At 45.1% G+C, this 17,797-nt stretch carries 17 protein-coding genes; 11 read left to right on the top strand and 6 right to left on the bottom strand.

Going from position 1 to position 17,797, the window contains the following annotated elements:
- Window positions 1-3: 3 nt before the first annotated feature.
- Both CSH92_RS09945 and CSH92_RS09940 read right to left on the bottom strand, forming a co-directional pair.
- Window positions 4-1,002 carry a 2-hydroxyacid dehydrogenase gene (locus CSH92_RS09945; protein WP_100657425.1) on the bottom strand — a complete coding sequence of 333 codons (999 nt, stop codon included), beginning with the start codon at window positions 1,000-1,002 and terminating at the stop codon, window positions 4-6.
- An 11-nt stretch (window positions 1,003-1,013) separates the two neighbouring features.
- Window positions 1,014-1,496, bottom strand: a complete 483-nt coding sequence (locus CSH92_RS09940) for a glutathione peroxidase (RefSeq protein ID WP_100657424.1) — start codon at window positions 1,494-1,496, stop codon at window positions 1,014-1,016.
- 164 nt (window positions 1,497-1,660) lie between these two features.
- On the opposite strand from CSH92_RS09940, the gene CSH92_RS09935 reads away from it, so the two are divergent.
- Window positions 1,661-2,527, top strand: a complete 867-nt coding sequence (locus tag CSH92_RS09935) for an NAD(P)-dependent oxidoreductase (protein ID WP_420807507.1) — start codon at window positions 1,661-1,663, stop codon at window positions 2,525-2,527.
- Here CSH92_RS09935 and CSH92_RS09930 read toward each other — a convergent pair.
- The gene (locus CSH92_RS09930; protein ID WP_100657422.1) at window positions 2,517-4,262 is read right to left on the bottom strand and encodes a response regulator; all 1,746 of its coding nucleotides are present in this window, start codon (window positions 4,260-4,262) and stop codon (window positions 2,517-2,519) included. The genes CSH92_RS09935 and CSH92_RS09930 overlap by 11 nt on opposite strands.
- 255 nt (window positions 4,263-4,517) lie before the next feature.
- Here CSH92_RS09930 and CSH92_RS09925 point away from each other — a divergent pair, with 255 nt between their 5' ends.
- Genes CSH92_RS09925 through CSH92_RS09905 form a run of 5 tightly spaced genes read left to right on the top strand, consistent with a single transcriptional unit; the run spans window position 4,518 to window position 9,827 of the window.
- The gene (locus tag CSH92_RS09925; RefSeq protein ID WP_100657518.1) at window positions 4,518-6,008 is read left to right on the top strand and encodes a CoA-acylating methylmalonate-semialdehyde dehydrogenase; all 1,491 of its coding nucleotides are present in this window, start codon (window positions 4,518-4,520) and stop codon (window positions 6,006-6,008) included.
- 14 nt (window positions 6,009-6,022) lie between these two features.
- On the top strand, window positions 6,023-7,177 hold the full coding sequence (locus CSH92_RS09920) for an acyl-CoA dehydrogenase family protein (protein WP_100657421.1): 1,155 nt from the start codon (window positions 6,023-6,025) through the stop codon (window positions 7,175-7,177).
- 8 nt (window positions 7,178-7,185) lie between these two features.
- A complete protein-coding gene (locus tag CSH92_RS09915; protein WP_100657420.1) occupies window positions 7,186-8,337 on the top strand; it encodes an enoyl-CoA hydratase/isomerase family protein in 1,152 nt (383 codons plus the stop codon).
- Window positions 8,337-9,224: a 3-hydroxyisobutyrate dehydrogenase gene (gene mmsB, locus CSH92_RS09910; protein ID WP_100657419.1), complete on the top strand. Its 888-nt coding sequence runs from the start codon at window positions 8,337-8,339 to the stop codon at window positions 9,222-9,224. The genes CSH92_RS09915 and mmsB overlap by 1 nt, the downstream gene beginning before the upstream one ends.
- 36 nt (window positions 9,225-9,260) lie before the next feature.
- A complete protein-coding gene (locus tag CSH92_RS09905; protein WP_205662148.1) occupies window positions 9,261-9,827 on the top strand; it encodes a D-glycero-alpha-D-manno-heptose-1,7-bisphosphate 7-phosphatase in 567 nt (188 codons plus the stop codon).
- A 2-nt stretch (window positions 9,828-9,829) separates the two neighbouring features.
- On the opposite strand, the gene CSH92_RS09900 is transcribed toward CSH92_RS09905, so the two are convergent.
- Complete coding sequence (locus CSH92_RS09900) at window positions 9,830-11,368, bottom strand: DUF3413 domain-containing protein (RefSeq protein ID WP_100657418.1); 1,539 nt, start codon at window positions 11,366-11,368, stop codon at window positions 9,830-9,832.
- Window positions 11,368-11,586 carry a YejL family protein gene (locus CSH92_RS09895; protein ID WP_100657417.1) on the bottom strand — a complete coding sequence of 73 codons (219 nt, stop codon included), beginning with the start codon at window positions 11,584-11,586 and terminating at the stop codon, window positions 11,368-11,370. The genes CSH92_RS09900 and CSH92_RS09895 overlap by 1 nt, the downstream gene beginning before the upstream one ends.
- A 188-nt stretch (window positions 11,587-11,774) precedes the next feature.
- On the opposite strand from CSH92_RS09895, the gene yejK reads away from it, so the two are divergent.
- The 3 genes from yejK (at window position 11,775) to CSH92_RS09880 (ending at window position 14,587) form a co-directional block, all read left to right on the top strand.
- Window positions 11,775-12,815 carry a nucleoid-associated protein YejK gene (gene yejK, locus CSH92_RS09890; RefSeq protein ID WP_100657416.1) on the top strand — a complete coding sequence of 347 codons (1,041 nt, stop codon included), beginning with the start codon at window positions 11,775-11,777 and terminating at the stop codon, window positions 12,813-12,815.
- An 85-nt stretch (window positions 12,816-12,900) separates the two neighbouring features.
- Window positions 12,901-13,788, top strand: coding sequence for a 6-carboxytetrahydropterin synthase (locus CSH92_RS09885; protein ID WP_100657415.1), 888 nt, complete (start codon window positions 12,901-12,903; stop codon window positions 13,786-13,788).
- On the top strand, window positions 13,781-14,587 hold the full coding sequence (locus CSH92_RS09880) for a M23 family metallopeptidase (protein ID WP_100657414.1): 807 nt from the start codon (window positions 13,781-13,783) through the stop codon (window positions 14,585-14,587). Before CSH92_RS09885 ends, CSH92_RS09880 begins: the two co-directional genes overlap by 8 nt.
- 4 nt (window positions 14,588-14,591) lie before the next feature.
- On the opposite strand, the gene CSH92_RS09875 is transcribed toward CSH92_RS09880, so the two are convergent.
- Window positions 14,592-16,394, bottom strand: coding sequence for a M61 family metallopeptidase (locus CSH92_RS09875; RefSeq protein WP_164084704.1), 1,803 nt, complete (start codon window positions 16,392-16,394; stop codon window positions 14,592-14,594).
- 103 nt (window positions 16,395-16,497) lie between these two features.
- On the opposite strand from CSH92_RS09875, the gene CSH92_RS09870 reads away from it, so the two are divergent.
- Together CSH92_RS09870 and CSH92_RS09865 are read left to right on the top strand one after the other, a co-directional pair.
- Entirely contained in the window at window positions 16,498-17,193 is a 696-nt protein-coding gene (locus CSH92_RS09870; RefSeq protein ID WP_100657412.1) for a flagellar brake domain-containing protein, read from the top strand.
- A 16-nt stretch (window positions 17,194-17,209) separates the two neighbouring features.
- Window positions 17,210-17,671, top strand: coding sequence for an Mpo1 family 2-hydroxy fatty acid dioxygenase (locus CSH92_RS09865; RefSeq protein ID WP_100657411.1), 462 nt, complete (start codon window positions 17,210-17,212; stop codon window positions 17,669-17,671).
- Window positions 17,672-17,797 lie beyond the last annotated feature (126 nt).

The raw sequence follows: 17,797 nt of genomic DNA, 5'->3' as shown, positions 1-17,797 counted from the left end.
TGCTTACAGAAACTGGGCAGGATCACATTGGCCCTGGTTACAGGCAGTAATATTCGCCAGCGTAGTGTGGGCAATTTCATCGAGCGCTTCGCGGGTAAAAAATCCTTGATGGCCGGTGATGAGGACATTGTGGAAGGTTGATAAGCGCTGGAATATGTCATCTTGGATAACGTCGCAACTGTGATCGCGAAAAAATAGTTCGGATTCCATTTCGTACACATCGAGCCCTACATAACCGATTTGTTTTGACTTAAGGCCTTGGATCAGAGCCTGTGTATCAATCAATCCCCCCCTTGAGGTATTAATTAGCATAACGCCGGGGCGCATGCTGGTGATTGCCGCAGCGTTGATCATATGCTGATTCTCGGCAGTCAAGGGGCAATGCAGGCTAATAATATCGCTGGCTGAAAAAAGCTCAGCGAGTGAGACATATCGGCATTGCGAGAGTTCAAGCGAGGGTTCAGGGTAGGGATCGTATGCAACGACATTACAGCCAAACCCATTAAGAATACGTATAAATGCCTTTCCGATATGCCCCGTCCCAATCACGCCAACGGTCTTGTCTTTCATGGTGAAGCCCATTAGACCATGAAGTGCGAAATTGCCTTCTTTTACGCGATTATAGGCTTTATGCATTTTGCGGTTTAGCGTCAAAATCAGCGCCATCGCATGTTCAGCGACTGCTTCAGGAGAATATACGGGCACATGGCTGACTTTTATTCCATGTGTTTTGCATTGCGGAATATCTACATTATTGTAGCCAGCACACCGTAACGCGATGTGCTTCACGCCAATGTCAGCCAATGCGTCAATTACACTTGCATTGAGCTCATCATTGACAAAAACACAAATGGTTGAGCAGCCTTTTGCTAGTGCTACGGTGCTTATATCCAGTCTGGCTTCAAAATGCTGGAGCCGAATGTTGTGTGCTGAACAAAGCGGCTCAAATACGGTTTGATCGTATGGCTTGCTACTGAAAAAACCGACATTGGCGGGCGCCATCGATATACCTTTTACAGAAGTTCTTCAATTTTTCGTTTCAACGCTTCAGGCTTTGTTGCCGGCGCGAAACGTTCAACCGTATTACCGTTACGATCGACTAAGAACTTAGTGAAGTTCCACTTTATGCCTTTGCTGCCTAGTAGGCCCGGCGCTTCTTCTTTAAGTTGCTTGAATAAGGGAGATGCTTCATCACCATTAACTTCAATTTTTTTAAACAGCGGAAAGGACACATTGAAATTTAGTGAACAAAACTGCTGGATCTCATTATCGTCGCCAGGCTCTTGATGACCAAACTGGTCACACGGGAATGCTAAGATGGTAAAACCACGATCTTTATATTCCTCATATAGCGCCTGAAGGCCGTCGTACTGAGGAGTGAAACCACACTTGCTAGCAGTATTAACGATTAAAATCACCTGACCAGCATAATCGTTCAGTGATTTAAGTTCGCCATTATTCAAAGTGACTTCGTGTTGGTAAATAGATTGTGGCATGAACCATTCCTTATATTGTTAGCGCTCTCGAACCCTTCTCATTCTTGGCAAGTATAAACCAAACTTTGTGTCGGTGGCATTAAAACTCGAAGCATTTGTATTGCGCCGTGTGTCAAAGTTACACTCTGTACTGATTGGTTAAATGATGAGAACAAGTAATGCAAATAACTGAAGTGGCTTTCATTGGCTTAGGTGTTATGGGATACCCAATGGCAGGACACCTTGCGAATGCTGGTTTAAATGTACGCGTATACAATCGCACTGCGGCTAAAGCGCAAAAGTGGTGTACTGAATACACTGGCGAAGCGTTTGCTACGCCGCGTGAGGCAGCTAATGGCGCGCAATTAGTATTGTTATGTGTTGGTAACGATGATGATGTGCGTTCAGTAGTCTATGGTGACGACGGGGTGTTAGCAGGTGCAGAAGGCGGCGCAGTTTTAGTTGATCACACCACTGCATCAGCAGCGCTTGCAAGAGAGTTGGAAGCTGCGTGCACTAAACACGCAATCGGTTTTTTGGATGCGCCTGTTTCGGGCGGGCAGGCCGGTGCTGTAAATGGGCAGTTAACCATTATGTTAGGCGGTCAACAACCCGTGTTTGATGCTGTGGTTGAAACACTGTCACACTATTCAAGATGTGCTCGACTTATTGGTGAATGTGGCGCTGGACAGCAGGCCAAGATGATGAATCAGATCTGTATTGCGGGCACAGTGCAAGGATTGGCTGAAGCATTGCATTTTGGCCAGCGCGCAGGGCTCGATTGTGCGGCGGTAATCGAGACTATTAGTCAGGGGGCCGCACAATCTTGGCAAATGCAAAACCGAGCAACAACAATGCTGCGAGGTGATTATGATTTTGGGTTTGCCGTTGATTGGATGCGCAAAGACTTAGGAATAGCGTTAGCAGAGGCTGATAAACACGGCGCTCGCTTGCCATTGACAGCATTGGTTGATCAGTTTTATGCGGATGTTCAGGCGTTAGGCGGTGGGCGCAATGATACATCAAGTTTACTGCGTCGCTTCAATGGGTGATTGACTCAGTTGCTGTTACCACTTCACTTGCAACGTCTGTTGCGGTCGTACTATGTGGCATTAAATAATGCTGGTAATCGGCGTGAATAATGTCACTTAGCTCGTCGATACGTTGCCGATTAGTTGCCGATAAAGGTTGGCGTTGAATGGCATCTAAAAGCGCAAGGGCATGTATTCCACGATAATTGGACCGGTGCTCTCTGAGCATGCTTTGTAGCAGGTTAATGGCAAACGCCGGAATATCTTCGGCTAATTTATGCGCCGCAAAAAAATGTTCCAGCGCGGTCTCGTTAAGATCGGCAACGAACGCTTCAGTACCTTTTTGGTTGTGGGTAATCGCTGATTGTTCTGCCAGACCGATCGCTTTTTCACTTTGAATTCGTTGGGTTTCTACCATTACATGTTCAATCTGGTCATCCAGCGATGCGGATTTAAGTGCACAAAGCTCGAGGATCTGTTTAGACCGTTCCTCATCGCCAACGCCAAACCAAACCTGAGCAGCAATCATCATTGTGGATATTTCAGAACGCGAAAAGTCATGCATCCAGTCACTTTCGAGTAGACGCTGTGCTTTTTCAGTATCGCCTTCTAATACATGAGCAAAACTTAGCATGTAGTCACGCCTTTGCTGTGCTTGTCTATCCGTTGTATTACGCCCTGCAGCACCAATCAAGCGACGTGCTTTATGCAGACTTTCTTCCCGTTCTTGATCTTTGCTTGAGAGCGCATGGCGCATGTGACAATCGGCTAATTCAAAAGTCAGTTCATCTCTTTGCTCCCTAACGCTCATTTGGCTGATACGTTTGCGTTCGAGTAGTTCAATTGCGTCATCTACACGCTGCTGCATTTGGTAAGTTAAGGTTTTGAGGCGCGTCGCCTGTAACGTTAATTCACTCATTTTGATGTGATCTAACCATTGCTCAGCTCTGGCGAAATTCTTTTCTTCAAATGCGATGCACGCCAACCACTCATAGGCTTTATTTTGCGTTAGTTGCAAATCGAGAAGATCACTAATGGCTTGTTGACATTTATCCCAATCACCTTGCATAAATAGACAACGGATCTTACCCCAACGCGCCCAAATCACACTGCTGGAACGCTGCAATACGGACTCATAAAGCGCCATAGCACGTGCATAGTCTTTCATTAACATCAAAATGCGAGCACGCAATTTCAATAAATGCATGGAATAACGCTTTGCTGCAGGTTTTTTAATGACCTTGTCTAACTGAGTTAACGCATTCGTAGGCTCATTGGTATCTAGTGCATTTAACACCCCAGTCGTTAGACTTCTTATGTTTAGATACTGTGTGATCACTTTTTTGATGGTGCGCATGGTATAGGGCTTTACCAGTAGAAAGTCGGGTTGAATGTCAAGGATTTGCCCGATGGTTTGCGCAGTTTGATCAGAGGTGATAAATATTATGCCAGTAGAGGGCTTGAGCAATTCAGCTTTTTGCAGGTTTTTTATCCAATCCACACCATTTTTATTTTGTCCCAAGTGAAAATCACTGACCACAATATCAACCGATTGGGTACGCAATGCTGCCTTTAATTCTTTACCATTACTAAAACTGAAAATCTCAAGGTTGCCCAGTGCAATTAAATGACTGCGTAGGTGAGTCCGCGCACTGGCATTGTCTTCAACGATGGCTAAGCGTAAATTTTGCGGCATAACATTGGTTATTAAATGAGCATCTTGACCCAGCATATCAAGTTGACCGAAAAACATCATTATCAGAATAATGTTTATGTATTGTTAATAATAACCTTTCTAGTCTTTAAATATGTCGCAAAAACAGTCCGAGCAGGCTGTTTACATAGCAAAAGTAATATCAGATGGGCTTATAAATACTACAAACCGGACAGTTTAAAGAATTGCGTCACATTTATTTTACAAGATGGATTTGGATGTAAGACCACTTGACGTTTACGTCAAGGTAAGATGAAGGTATTGTTATCCTATATTTTCGTGAACCAAGGTATGTCCATGCAAACTGTCCCTCTACTGATCAACGGTGAATTCGTTGAGTCGCAAACTGAACAATTTATTACCGTTACTAATCCTGCTAATAACCAAGGGATCGCACAAGCTCCAGTTGCCACTGACAGTGAAGTTGAAGCGGCGATCGCAGCTGCGGAAAAAGCCTTTGAAACGTGGCGTAAGATTCCCACGCCTGAGCGTGCGCGCGTGATGATGCGCTATCAACATCTATTAAAAGAGCATCATGATGAATTGGCAACCTTGTTAGCGAGTGAAACCGGTAAGACGTTTGACGACGCGAAAGGTGATGTCTGGCGGGGCATCGAAGTAGTTGAACAAGCGATGAATATCCCAGCACTGATGATGGGGGAAACGGTTGAGAATGTGGCGCGTAATATTGATACCTATAGCTATATTCAACCATTGGGCGTTTGCGTTGGCATTACCCCATTTAATTTTCCTGCGATGATCCCGTTGTGGATGTTCCCAATGGCAATTGCGTGTGGTAACACCTTTGTGTTGAAACCGTCTGAACAAGATCCATTGACGCCAATGCGTTTAGCAGAATTATTCATTGAAGCTGGTGCGCCAGAAGGTGTACTAAACATTGTGCATGGTGGCAAAGAGCAGGTCGATATTTTATTGAATCACCCGACGGTAAAAGCAGTCTCTTTTGTTGGCTCAGTTCCTGTTGGTCAGTACATCTATCGCACCGCAACCGCAAATATGAAGCGCGCGCAGTGTTTTGCGGGTGCAAAAAATCATACGGTAATCATGCCAGACGCTAATAAAGAGCACGTCCTCAACAATATGGTGGGTGCTTCTGTGGGCGCTGCTGGCCAGCGTTGTATGGCAATATCTGTCGCTGTTTTCGTTGGTGAAAGCCAGCAATGGGTTGATGAGCTGGCACAACGGATCGCGCAAGTACGTCCTGGTCTATGGGATGATAAAGATGCTGGATTTGGTCCATTGATCAGTCCGCAAGCAAAAGCGCGCGTGCTTGAGTTAATTCAATCAGGTAAAGATCAAGGAGCGACATGTTTAGTTGATGGCTCTGAAGTCACTGTTGCGGGTTATGAAACCGGTAACTGGGTGGGCCCAACGGTATTTACTAACGTAACCACTGATATGCGTATTTATCAGGAAGAAATATTTGGTCCTGTGTTGTGCTGTATCTGTGTAGATACACTAGAAGAAGCGCTGGCACTTGTGAACGCCAATCCATATGGCAACGGTACGTCTATTTTCACAAACAGTGGCGCTGCTGCACGTAAATATCAGAGTGAAGTTGAAGTCGGTCAGGTTGGAATCAATATTCCGATCCCGGTACCGCTACCTTTCTTCTCGTTTACAGGTTGGAAGAATTCATTCTATGGCGATTTGCATGCTTACGGAAAGCAGGCGATCCGTTTCTACTCAGAAACTAAAACGATAACAACACGCTGGGTCGAAAACGATATTCCTTCTGGCCCTAACATGACTATTTCATTGCGATAAGCGGAGTTTGAGGTATGAATTTCGAATTAACTGATGATCAAATGGCGTTTGCGGAAACTGCCAAACAATTTTCTGATCAAGCCTTGGCGCCTTTTGCTGCTGAATGGGACCGTGAGCATACGTTTCCTGTAGCTACATTTCGTCAAGCGGGGGAGTTAGGTTTTTGCGGCTTGTATACGCCGGAAGAAGCGGGTGGTCTAGGACTATCCCGTTTGGATTCTTCGATTATTTTTGAACAGCTTTCGATGGGCTGCACGACGACCACTGCAATGCTTACGATTCATAATATGGCCACATGGATGATCGCAACTTGGGGCAGCGAGGCAATCAAAAATGAATGGTGCGAAGCCTTGGTAAGCGGTGAAAAGCTGGCTTCTTACTGTTTAACAGAGCCCGGTTCTGGTTCTGACGCGGCATCATTAAAATCCAGTGCTCGTCGCGACGGCGATGATTACCTATTAAACGGCTCAAAAGTGTTTATTTCAGGCGCTGGCTCGACCGATGTTTTAGTTGTTATGGCGCGCACCGGTGGCGAGGGAGCGAAAGGGGTTTCGGCGTTTGTGGTTCCTGCCAATGCAGAAGGTGTTGGTTATGGTAAAGCTGAAGAAAAAATGGGCTGGAATGCGCAACCAACCCGAATGGTTACATTTGATAATGTGCGCTTGCCTGCTCATGCTCTATTGGATCAGGAAGGGAATGGATTTAAGTTGGCGATGCAAGGCCTGGACGGTGGTAGAATCAATATTGCTACCTGTTCACTAGGCACAGCACAACAAGCACTGAATACTGCGCGTGATTACATGCATGAACGTCAACAATTTGGTAAGCCATTGGCGGCGTTCCAAGCGCTGCAATTTAAACTGGCTGATATGAACACTGAATTAGTCGCGGCTCGTCAACTAGTGCGCTTAGCGGCGAGCAAGGTGGACAATAAGCACCCGGATCGCTCAACTTATTGCGCTATGGCGAAACGCTTTGCAACTGATGTTGGTTTTAAAGTATGTAATGAAGCGTTACAGATCCATGGCGGCTATGGCTACATCAAAGAATATCCGCTGGAGCGTCACGTTCGCGATGTGCGCGTACATCAGATCTTAGAAGGCACCAATGAAATTATGCGCGTAATCATCGCGCGTCGTCTATTATCAGATGCAGCCGAAATACTTTAAGGATCGCAATGTCTGAACAAAGTGTGATTTGTAAAACCATTGCTGCGCAACAAGGCGCCCAAATTGGTTACATTCAACTGAATAAACCGCAAGCGTTAAACGCTATTGACTTATCTATGGTGCGACGCATAGATGCGCAGCTAGTAGAGTGGCAGTCAGATCCGGATGTGGTTTGTGTGGTGTTGGACTCGCAAGGAGAAAAAGCGTTCTGTGCGGGTGGCGATATTGTTTCGATGTACAACGCCATGCGAGAAGAGCCGGACAAGACGCCGGCATTCCTTGAAGACTTTTTTAACTTTGAATACCAATTAGACTATCGCATTCATACCTACGAAAAACCCATTATTGTGTGGGGACAGGGGATCGTTATGGGGGGAGGACTTGGCCTGTTTAATGGCGCAAGTCACCGCGTTGTGACGGCGTCATCAAGAATTGCAATGCCTGAAATCACTATCGGCTTGTATCCGGATGTTGGTGGTAGTTGGTTTTTAAATCGCATGCCTGGCAAAGTCGGGCTGTTTTTGGGTTTAACGGGTGCCAGTATCAATGCTACTGACGCATTGTATTCAGGTTTAGCTAATTTTTATGTTGGTGACTACAGTTGCGAAGATTGCCTCGCTGCTCTCACTCGACAACCCTGGCCTGAGCAGCGAGAAACTAAAAATGCCACGCGAGAAATGCACAGTATTACCAGTGATGTGCTGTTAACCCTGCATAATATCTCACAGGGCAGTGAACCTGAGGGTTTTCTCGCCGCTATGCAAACTACCATTGATGATGTTTGCGGCAAGGAAACATTACCAGAAATCGTTGATGCAGTATTGAAATTGGATGCTGGCGAGAATAAATGGCTAGCAAAAGCACAGAAAAGTTTGGCGAATGGCTCGCCAATCACTGCCCACATCGTGTTTCATCAATTGCAACGTGGTGCAGATATGACGTTGGCGGACTGTTTTAGGATGGAACTCGATCTGTCCTGTCGCTGCGGCAGTTTCGGCGAATTCGCCGAAGGCGTGCGAGCTTTATTAATTGACAAAGATATGCAACCCCAGTGGCGATTTACATCAGTTGCTGATGTACCGATGGAAACGATTCAATGGTTTTTCACTTCGCCTTGGGACGGTAGTAATCATCCTCTTTCGATGTTAGGGAAAGTATAATGGCACAAGTAGCATTTATCGGTTTGGGTAACATGGGTGGCCCAATGGCAGAAAATTTAGTCAAGGCGGGTTTTTCTGTCACCGTATTTGACTTGGTAGAGAGTGCAAAGGCGCAGCTCAAATCAGTTGGCGCTAAAGTCGCAGAGTCTGCGAATGCTGCAGTTAATGGTGCTGATATCGTAATCTCAATGCTCCCCGCCGGTCATCACGTTCGAGCGCTGTATAGTCAGGACGGTGGGGTGGTTAACGATATTAAAACAAATGCGTTAGTGATCGATTCGAGTACTATCGACGCAGAATCTGCTAAAGCCGTTGCACAAACACTCCGTAGTCATGGGATCCGTTTCATTGACGCGCCAGTTTCTGGGGGCGTCGGTGGCGCCAAAGCGGGTACCTTGACTTTCATTGTGGGCGGCGATGAGGACGATTTGGACCAAGCTCGTGAGGTGCTCGAAGTCATGGGTAAGAATATATTCCATGCGGGTGCTCACGGCGCAGGGCAAATAGCCAAGATCTGCAATAATATGTTGCTGTCAGTATTAATGGCGGGAACCTCTGAAGCGTTACAGATGGGTATAGACAATGGTTTAGATCCGAAAGTACTGTCAGAAATCATGTTGCAAAGCTCAGGGCGAAATTGGACGTTAGAGCTGTATAACCCTTGTCCGGATGTGATGGAAAATGTTCCTTCATCAAATGACTTTCAAGGTGGTTTCATGGTCGATCTAATGAAAAAAGATCTGATGCTTGCTATGCAGTGCGCTGCGCAGTCAAATTCAAATGTGCCAATGGGTTCACAAGCACAAAATTTATATAAGCTGCACAGTAGCTTAGGTAATGGTAAGCTAGATTTTTCCAGTATTTTTAAGTTGTTTTCTGCGCGGTAGCGAAGGCTGCTGTGCCAAGCATTAGGAAGCGATGGTATGGCAGCGAGTTTGACACCTGCATTATTCCTTGATCGTGATGGCGTTATTAACGTCAATCACGGTTATGTATTTCGCCCTGATGACTTGGATTTTATCGACGGTATATTCCCTCTGATCCAACGTTTTCAAAGCGCTGGATTCAAACCCGTAATTATCACCAACCAATCTGGGATTGCCCGCGGCATTTATAGCGAAGATGAATTCTTCCACTTCATGGACGTGATCCAAGTAGAGTTTAGCAAGCGGGGCATTGCAACTGTACCGGTTTATTTTTGCCCTCATCATCCAGAATTCGGCCAACAAGTGTTATGTGATTGTCGGAAGCCGCAGCCAGGATTAATTCATTTAGCGGCCGATGAAATGAAGCTAGACTTAAGCCTAAGTGTGATGGTTGGCGATAAATTGACCGATGTGATCGCCGCAGCACGGGCGGGCATTAAACAGATAGTACTATTCGATCCCAGTGGCGAAGAAGAAGCTAAATTAACTAGCCATCAGGCGCAAGTAGAACAAGTTAACGTTACTATCGCGCATAACCTTGACGAAATTTCAGTCCCTAAATGATGCTACGGCGTTGAGAAGCGACTTAAGTGTTTAATTGCTTGACTGAATAAATCAGTGTTGAGGTTCGCATTACTTCGGTTACCGCTAGCAATATCCGTAATGGTATAATTACCATTGCTTAAAACCTCTGTACGTAAGTTTCCGTGTAACAAGATTATCTTGTCACCACTGGTGCTAACTAACCACTGGCGTTGCGGCGCAAGTAAATTCTGCCCGGTCGAATATAGACCAACACTGGCACCACAACCCAACATATTCAGTGCCGTAGGGATCAAGTCCTCAGTGCTTGCAATGGTATCGGTAATATCAGCTGTGGAGTAGAGTGTACCGGATGTTTCCGCAGATTCGGGAGCATAGCCTGTTGCTATCAACAGATGCGCTTTGCGGATACTGGGCAAAGACAGCCACTGCTCAATATCGGCACCGGTTGCGAAAACGATGACGATTTTTCCACCAACGATAGTATTGGCAAAGCGCAGTCCATCTTGACTTACCACTGCCTTGCCTTTTTGTGGTACTAATCCGGGATCGGTATCAATGACTAACGGCATGTCAAACGCCTCAGCCATATCGAACAAAACTGGCGAACGGTCTTTCAAACTTTGTGAGTAAATCTCAGGTACGCCAAAAAGTGTCGTCTCTACCAGAGATTGCATATCCTTGGAAGTCACGAAGAAACGCTCGTTTCGACGCAGGTCAAAATCATCTAGGAATGGTAAAGCGGTATCATCCGTTTGCACAAATAGTGCGAGTGACTGGCTGGTATCGATACTGCAAAACAACGAAGAGAGTGGATAATTTACGCTCTTAAGTTCAGGATTAAACTGTAATTGTTTGCGTTGTTGATAGCTTTCCAGGTCAAGTAATTCATATCTTGATAGCAGGGTTTTTGCGGTGGCCGGATACGACAGCGGAAACATGTTGTCCTGTTTGATGATCGGTTGGTAAAGCCGCGCATCTGCCCACACGTGCATGGCATGACTGCTTACAAAACACAGAACGAACAGCGAAGTAACGGGAATGCCCACTTTGTGGCGAGTTAAGCGATCGATGCGTTTCCAAATCGCGTTGGCAATAACTAGTTGAAAGCCTAGCCAGACAACAAAGAGTAATGCCAAATAACCCCATTGTTGCCAGCTGAATAGACTCAGTTGGGTTTGCGTTTCGGAGCGCACTAATTCAGCAGAATTTAGCGTAATATGAAAACCTGTGCGATTAAATATCAAAGCATCAAGAGCCAGTAACGCAAGTCCAACCGCCGCAATAACAGAACTGCTACCCTTGACTAAGCGAGGATTAGTTACCCAGTAACACTGTGGAAGGATAAATATAACAAAGCCACAAAAGGTCAAAAATCCGACATGGCCAAACCAATTCGCGAACAAGTACACAGTGCCGATCGCAGTGCCTGATTGTGGCGACGAAAAAACAAAAATAGAGGAGATAATGAGCGCTAAAACAATGTTTGCCAGCGCAAACCAGTGCCCCCAATTGACCAGCTTGGTAACCCGTTGACGGCGAGGTGATTCGGCTAAGATCATTAGGCTTGCTTCACACTTTTTAACATCACGGCACTGAATTGCTCAGCCATACCTTGACGTTGCTTGGCGTCGTATTGCTGATTAAGTACTGTGGTCACCGTATTCCCTAATACCATCAGTGCTAAGTCGCGGTTGCATTGATGTTTGTTCAGAACATCAACCAGATCGTGCATGATCGATTCAATTTGTTGATTGGAATAACGTGATTGTATAGGCATGCAGCTCTCTATTTTTGTTGTATTGCGTCAAAAGGCATGGATTTTTATTTAGATCGATTATAATCCCTGCTTTCACGATAACAAAGTTTATCGCAAAGTTTACCCAATTTCGCAATAAGGTATTGAAAAACTAGTTACTTTCGGTACCAACATCTGTCGTTTTTCACGGCTGAGGAAATCGTTAATCAATGAGTGCCATGATTCATCAATTTATAGTTCACCAACTGCACGTCAATGCTGAAAAAAAACTAACGCTTATTCCACGAGACAATTGCATTTCGGTAACCCCGTCCATTGAAACCCTAGTGGCGCAGATCAACCATGCATTTAATGGTAAGCCGAGCAAAGGGATCGGTAAGTTTTCTGAGGCTGAAGAAGAACAAAACTTTGAATTTAAAAAAGCTTTAGATAATGTGTTGCAAGGAGACGAAAGCCAGCCACCAGAACATGTGTTTCAGTCTTTTTCCCAGCAAAGTGCCGCCCATCTTATTGCCACTATGGCCGATATGCAGATGGTAGAAACCGGTTTTTTGGTGTTTTGTCGCTATGAATATTTAGCTACGGATTATTTAATGGTGTGTTTGCTAAATACTCAGCAACATGTACATGTTGATGAGCAATTAGAGCTAACCATCAGTGAACATTTAGATCTTGCGAAGATGCAACTCGCGGCTCGCATTGATTTGACCCAATATGCGGTGCAACCAGAAAAGGCGCGTTATATCAGCTTTATCAAAGGGCGCATGGGGCGCAAGGTAGCTGATTTCTTTATGGCCTTTTTGGGCTGTGAGGAATTAATGGATGTTAAACAGCAAAATGCCCAATTAATTAATAGTGTCGATGCGTATCTCGCTCAGGAACAATTGAATGGCGAAGAAAAGCATCAACATCGCGAAGCGGTGAAAGATTATTATAAAGAGAAGATTGCTAGCGGGGATGATATTCAACTTAGTGAACTGAGCGCCCGCTTGCCAGCAGATACTGAGCAAAATTTTGATTTCACTCAATTTGTACAAGATTCAGAAACAGTCATTGAAGAAACATTCCAGCCTGATAAAACAGTGATCAAGCAACTCGCCAAATTCAGTGGACAGGGCGGTGGGATAACGCTGAATTTTGATCGTCACCTCTATGGTGACAAAGTCAAATATGACGCGCACACCGACACCTTGGTGATCCGTGGTATTCCACCTAATTTAAAAGACCAACTTATGCGTCACGAGAAATAATCGGCATAACGTCGGACATAATTGCTCGCGCTGGTTATAATCAACCTGAGCACAACTGGCCCAATTTTGAAACTGAAAAGGTAATATGCAGTTATTTGTTAACGATTTAACCGTGATGGATTTTTCCTATTTGTGTCCCAAGCGTGGGATGGTAGGTGAAAGTTGGATTGTCGATGTGGTATTAGCTGGAGAGCTAAACGAAGAAAGCATGATCCAAGACTTCGGCAAAGTAAAAAAAGATCTTAAACGCCTGATCGACGAATATGTCGATCACAAATTATTGGTGCCCGTTGAGTCGTCGTGCACCAAGGTTATCCATCATACCGACACTGGCATGGTTCAGGTGAATTTTAATCGCAAAAGCAACGCAAATGACGAGGCCAGTATTTATTTGTATTGTCCGGACGAAGCTTATGCCTTCGTGTACGCCGAAGAGGTCGATATGGCTTCGGTAAGTCAATATTTAAAAGACATCATCGCGACACACCTTCCAGATAACGTGGATGACATTACATTGCATTTACGCACTGAATCAATACCGACACCGTTCTATCATTATACTCATGGCCTAAAAAAGCATGACGGTAATTGCCAACGCATAGCGCATGGTCATCGCTCCAAAGTCATTGTGTATGAGCACGGGAAAGAAAGCATTCAGGCCGAGGAGTATTGGGCTGAGCGCTGGCGAGATATTTATATCGGTAGCCAAGATGATGTGGTTGCGCCGCAGGATTTGCATTTAACCGACGTGGAACATTCGTTGGATTATGCTCATTGCTTTGCTTATGAGGCCTCACAAGGCTATTTTGAATTGGTCATCGCACAAGCTGAGAGTGAAATTATCGCAACCGATTCAACGGTAGAGTGTCTTGCACAATTCATGCTTGATGAGCAACGGCGCTTGTGTGGACATGACGAAGTTAAAGTCATTGCTTTTGAGGGGGTTGGAAAAGGGGCTATCGCAAATGCTTAAGTTATGCAGTGTATTATTGAGTTGGTTTATTGCGGCTTTCACATATGCAACGCCTTTTACCCTAATCGACCAACCGCAACCTGGCGCGTTGGTGCGCGGACAATTGACGCAAGCCGAAGTCGTTTACTATCAAGGTGATGCACTGAAAATTAGCCCAGAAGGCTGGTTTGTGTTTGGTATTGACCGAGAGGCAAGTGGTGAGATAACGCTGGCTTGGGAAATCCAAGGTGAACGCTTTGAAAAGCGTTACGCGTTACCCGTGCGGGAGTATGATATACAACGTATTGACGGGTTGCCAGAGAACATGGTGTCTCCTCCAAAAGACGTCTTAGAACGGATTAAGAAAGATAATCAACAAGTGGCCCAAGCGCGCAGTGGAAACAGTGATTTCGAGTTTTTTGTACAACCATTCATTTGGCCTGCGGAAGGTCCGATTAGTGGCGTGTACGGTAGTCAGCGAGTGTTAAATGGTCAACCGAAACGGCCGCATTTTGGGGTTGATGTTGCGGGGCCTGTAGGGACGCCTGTAGTCGCACCAGCAGACGGCGTGGTAACCTTATTTGTGCCGGACATGTATTACTCCGGTGGTACCCTAATTATCGATCACGGCCATCAGGTGACATCTACCTTTATCCATCTGCATAAAGCGCATGTGAGCGCGGGCGATAGGGTTAAACAGGGCCAATTGATCGCTGAAATAGGTGACACAGGGAGAGTGACAGGCGCCCATTTGGATTGGCGCATTAATTGGGGCCGAGTTAGAGTCGACCCTCAGTTATTGGTCCCTGCTCGCGAATAAACCGCTATTCAGTAATGCCAAGCCATTCGGCAAAACGGGTTCTGTCAGTGAGTTCTATATGCGCAGTATCAGGTGTCGCTGCTTCCAATTGGCAATCAACGGATAATAAACGTCCATCCCTTATCAAGGTCAATTCGATACACTCGTTTGCGTGTTTAAGTAACCGAGTCAGGTTGATTTTGTTCACTACCCATTGATTGCAAGCGAGCAGCCGATCGCCCACTTGCAATCCAGCGCGACAAGCGTTGCTGCCTTCTCGCACTTGTTGAACAATTAAGCCAGTTTCAGCAGGTTTCACGGTAATGCCCAATCCGTTTTGCATTCCAGCGCTGGGCGCTTTGCCACCAAGATCATCAAAATCCTGTGCATGGGAGAGATGCAAGGTTGCACCAATTTCTGCAAGTGATTCAGCTAAAGGCAGCTCACCCGCTTGATAAACCCATTCATGTAACAACTTATCAGGAGCTGAACCGAGTAATGACTCTACGATTTTGTGGATCACATTATCGGGCGTGCCAATGGATTTCTTGCCAAATGACTGCCAGAGATGACGCATAACATCATCTAGCGAGTATTTTCCTTGTGACTGTCTGCGTAGGTAAATATCAAGACACAAAGCAATCAATCCACCTTTTGTGTAATAACTCACAATATGATTGATGGAGTTTGCATCCTGTTGATAAAAGCGGGTCCAAGCATCGTAACTTGATTCTGCAGCACTTTGCTTTAAACGTCCGGGGTTACGTAGCAAACGAGTTATATTTTTAGCTACCATGGATAAATATTGTTCCGGCGTAATCGCTTTGGCTCGAGCTAGAGCGAGATCATCGTAAAAACTCGTAAAACCCTCATAAATCCATAGTTGGTTGGTATAGGATTCTTTATCCAGATGGTAGGTGCTAAAGATCGCCGGTTTAGTCCGCTTAACGTGCCAAGTATGCAGAAACTCGTGGCTACACAATGCGAGGAAGTCACGGTAACTTTCTGACTTAGCATCTGTTGTTTGATCCTCGCGTGCCAATGGAAGATCCCAGCGAGGAAACATAAGAACTGTGCTGTTTGTGTGCTCTAATCCGCCGAATCCTTGTTCCGTAAGTAAGGTAATAAACCAATACTTTTCAATTGGCGGCGTATCCGCAAACATTTGCATATGCTGGCGTAGGATCGGCGTTAAATCGTTGCTCATGCGGACAAGATCCAGCGGTAAATCACCAGTGAATACAAGCACCGCTTCTAATTCATCAACTCTGAACGTTGATTGAATAAACTTGCCAAATAAAATTGGGTAATCAATCAGTTGCTGATAATTACGAGCGGAATAAATACCTATACCTAACTTATCCGCTTGTTCGCAGGGCATACCGGTGACGATTTTCCATTCTACAAAACGGTCTGGATCGAGCTCTAGGTGGATTAGACAAGGAGTTGCTTCTGCTCCATGTACCGCCATAAATGCGCTGGTACCGTTGATGAAGCCATATTCATCATTCAAATAGGCGCTGCGCACCGACAAATCAAATGCATACACTTTATAGGTGACGACACATGCTTTGCCTTGTGTACCAATTCGCCACGTCTGTTTATCCGTTTTATGCCATTCCAAACTGCGGCCATGCTCATCACGGGCGCTAAATTCACCGATATTTTTACTGAAATCACGGATCATGTAACTACCAGGTATCCACGCGGGCATACTGAGTGTAAGTGTCGGCTGCTGTTGTTCTGGAATTGCAACTCGAACCGCAAACAAATGCTGGCTTTTTGATTCAGGGTTGAGCTGGTAAACAATTGGGGCAATGTCAGACATAACAGTACATTCTCTGCGAGGTTTGTGTTGGTGCATAATCGTCATTGCTTTGTGACGGCAGGGCGATTATGATTTTCTTATTAAAGGTTACCAATAATTTGTCGTGACAAAAAACAAAAACTCTAAGGTAACAGGTATTTCAGCCGATGATTTAGCCAGCTTGCGTGCATTGCAACCGGGTTCAATTGTCGATCTCCAAGTTTCTACGCCAACGAGTCCAAAGCGGGTAAAGACAACTTATGTGGGAATGGATTATCCCCGGTCGCTCATTTTTCAATTTCCGAATATGAAGAAGTATGGAGTAATGAAAGATGTTCTATATCCCGAAAATACGGTGATTATCCGTTATGTATTGGAGGGGCAAAATGGACAAGTTATTGCTTTTAAAGCCAAGATTAATCATATTCAATCGCAACCGGGGGCGTTATTTTTTACTACCTTCCCTCGTAGTTTACAAAGTCTCGGTTTACGTTCTGAAAAGCGGGCCTCACCGGGAATAGCAGCAGAATTAACATTGGCAGAGCAGGGGAATGCTCTGAATACTTTGATAGTGGATGTTTCGCAAAGTGGATGTCGAATAGCCCTCGCTCAAGCATTACTTGACGACATGCCAGCAGATGCCATCGAACCGGAACAACCAGTCACTTTGTGCGTAGATTTAAGCGAAAAGACTGTCATCCTTGAAGGCATTATCCGTAACAGTAAAGCAGATGACGGATATGTATTTTTAGGGATCCAATTTGCGACGGCGAATAACGACGTCGACATATTATTAAAACGTCACATAATAAACGTATAAAACGACGGAGGACTATATGCGGCAGATTGAAGCCTTGTTGAATAAATATGGTGAGAGCCATCAGAATAAGACTAATATTGCTATTCACGCGATTGCAGTTCCAGCAATATACCTTGTTACCATAGGCTTGATTTGGTCAATTCCGGTGCCCGAATTTATTGCGCAATTCAATGTTAACTTTGCGCATATTGCGGCCATTCCAGTGTTGTATTACTACTTTAAATTGTCCGGCCCGATTGGTGCAGCGATGACCTTGTTAACACTCGCTGCGTTTGGCTGCATTCGTTTATTAGTTCATTTTGATATCGACGTATTGTATTTTTCCATCAGCTTGTTTGTTGTTATGTGGATCTTGCAGTTCGTTGGCCATAAAGTTGAGGGTAAAAAGCCGTCATTTTTCGAGGATTTGCGCTTTCTTCTAGTGGGGCCCGCGTGGTGGTGGGTACATTGGCTAAAACGGTTAAATATTAGTTATTAGTATAAGCTTTAACATACGAAACAAAGCTTTACAGTGGCTGATAGGTTTGTAGCCTCGACTCTATTGAGCAAACTGAGCAGGTAGTTTGCTCAGGTTTGCTATACGTCAGTCAGCGGCAAATATTTC

This window comes from Neoalteromonas flava, assembly GCF_002807685.1.
Taxonomy (GTDB): Bacteria; Pseudomonadota; Gammaproteobacteria; order Enterobacterales; family Alteromonadaceae; genus Alteromonas_E; species Alteromonas_E flava.
Note: the sequence above shows the minus strand (reverse complement) of the source record. Positions and strands in the feature narration are given on the sequence as shown.

Bases quoted from the DNA above. Each gene is read 5' to 3' on its own strand.
- mmsB (WP_100657419.1), top strand. From the start codon at position 8,337: ATGGCACAAGTAGCATTTATCGGTTTGGGTAACATGGGTGGCCCAATG.
- CSH92_RS09905 (WP_205662148.1), top strand. From the start codon at position 9,261: ATGGCAGCGAGTTTGACACCTGCATTATTCCTTGATCGTGATGGCGTT.
- CSH92_RS09895 (WP_100657417.1), bottom strand. From the start codon at position 11,586: ATGCCTATACAATCACGTTATTCCAATCAACAAATTGAATCGATCATG.
- CSH92_RS09865 (WP_100657411.1), top strand. From the start codon at position 17,210: ATGCGGCAGATTGAAGCCTTGTTGAATAAATATGGTGAGAGCCATCAG.
- CSH92_RS09900 (WP_100657418.1), bottom strand. From the start codon at position 11,368: ATGATCTTAGCCGAATCACCTCGCCGTCAACGGGTTACCAAGCTGGTC.
- CSH92_RS09945 (WP_100657425.1), bottom strand. From the start codon at position 1,002: ATGGCGCCCGCCAATGTCGGTTTTTTCAGTAGCAAGCCATACGATCAA.
- CSH92_RS09940 (WP_100657424.1), bottom strand. From the start codon at position 1,496: ATGCCACAATCTATTTACCAACACGAAGTCACTTTGAATAATGGCGAA.
- CSH92_RS09920 (WP_100657421.1), top strand. From the start codon at position 6,023: ATGAATTTCGAATTAACTGATGATCAAATGGCGTTTGCGGAAACTGCC.
- CSH92_RS09925 (WP_100657518.1), top strand. From the start codon at position 4,518: ATGCAAACTGTCCCTCTACTGATCAACGGTGAATTCGTTGAGTCGCAA.
- CSH92_RS09875 (WP_164084704.1), bottom strand. From the start codon at position 16,394: ATGTCTGACATTGCCCCAATTGTTTACCAGCTCAACCCTGAATCAAAA.
- CSH92_RS09880 (WP_100657414.1), top strand. From the start codon at position 13,781: ATGCTTAAGTTATGCAGTGTATTATTGAGTTGGTTTATTGCGGCTTTC.
- yejK (WP_100657416.1), top strand. From the start codon at position 11,775: ATGAGTGCCATGATTCATCAATTTATAGTTCACCAACTGCACGTCAAT.
- CSH92_RS09885 (WP_100657415.1), top strand. From the start codon at position 12,901: ATGCAGTTATTTGTTAACGATTTAACCGTGATGGATTTTTCCTATTTG.
- CSH92_RS09915 (WP_100657420.1), top strand. From the start codon at position 7,186: ATGTCTGAACAAAGTGTGATTTGTAAAACCATTGCTGCGCAACAAGGC.
- CSH92_RS09930 (WP_100657422.1), bottom strand. From the start codon at position 4,262: ATGATGTTTTTCGGTCAACTTGATATGCTGGGTCAAGATGCTCATTTA.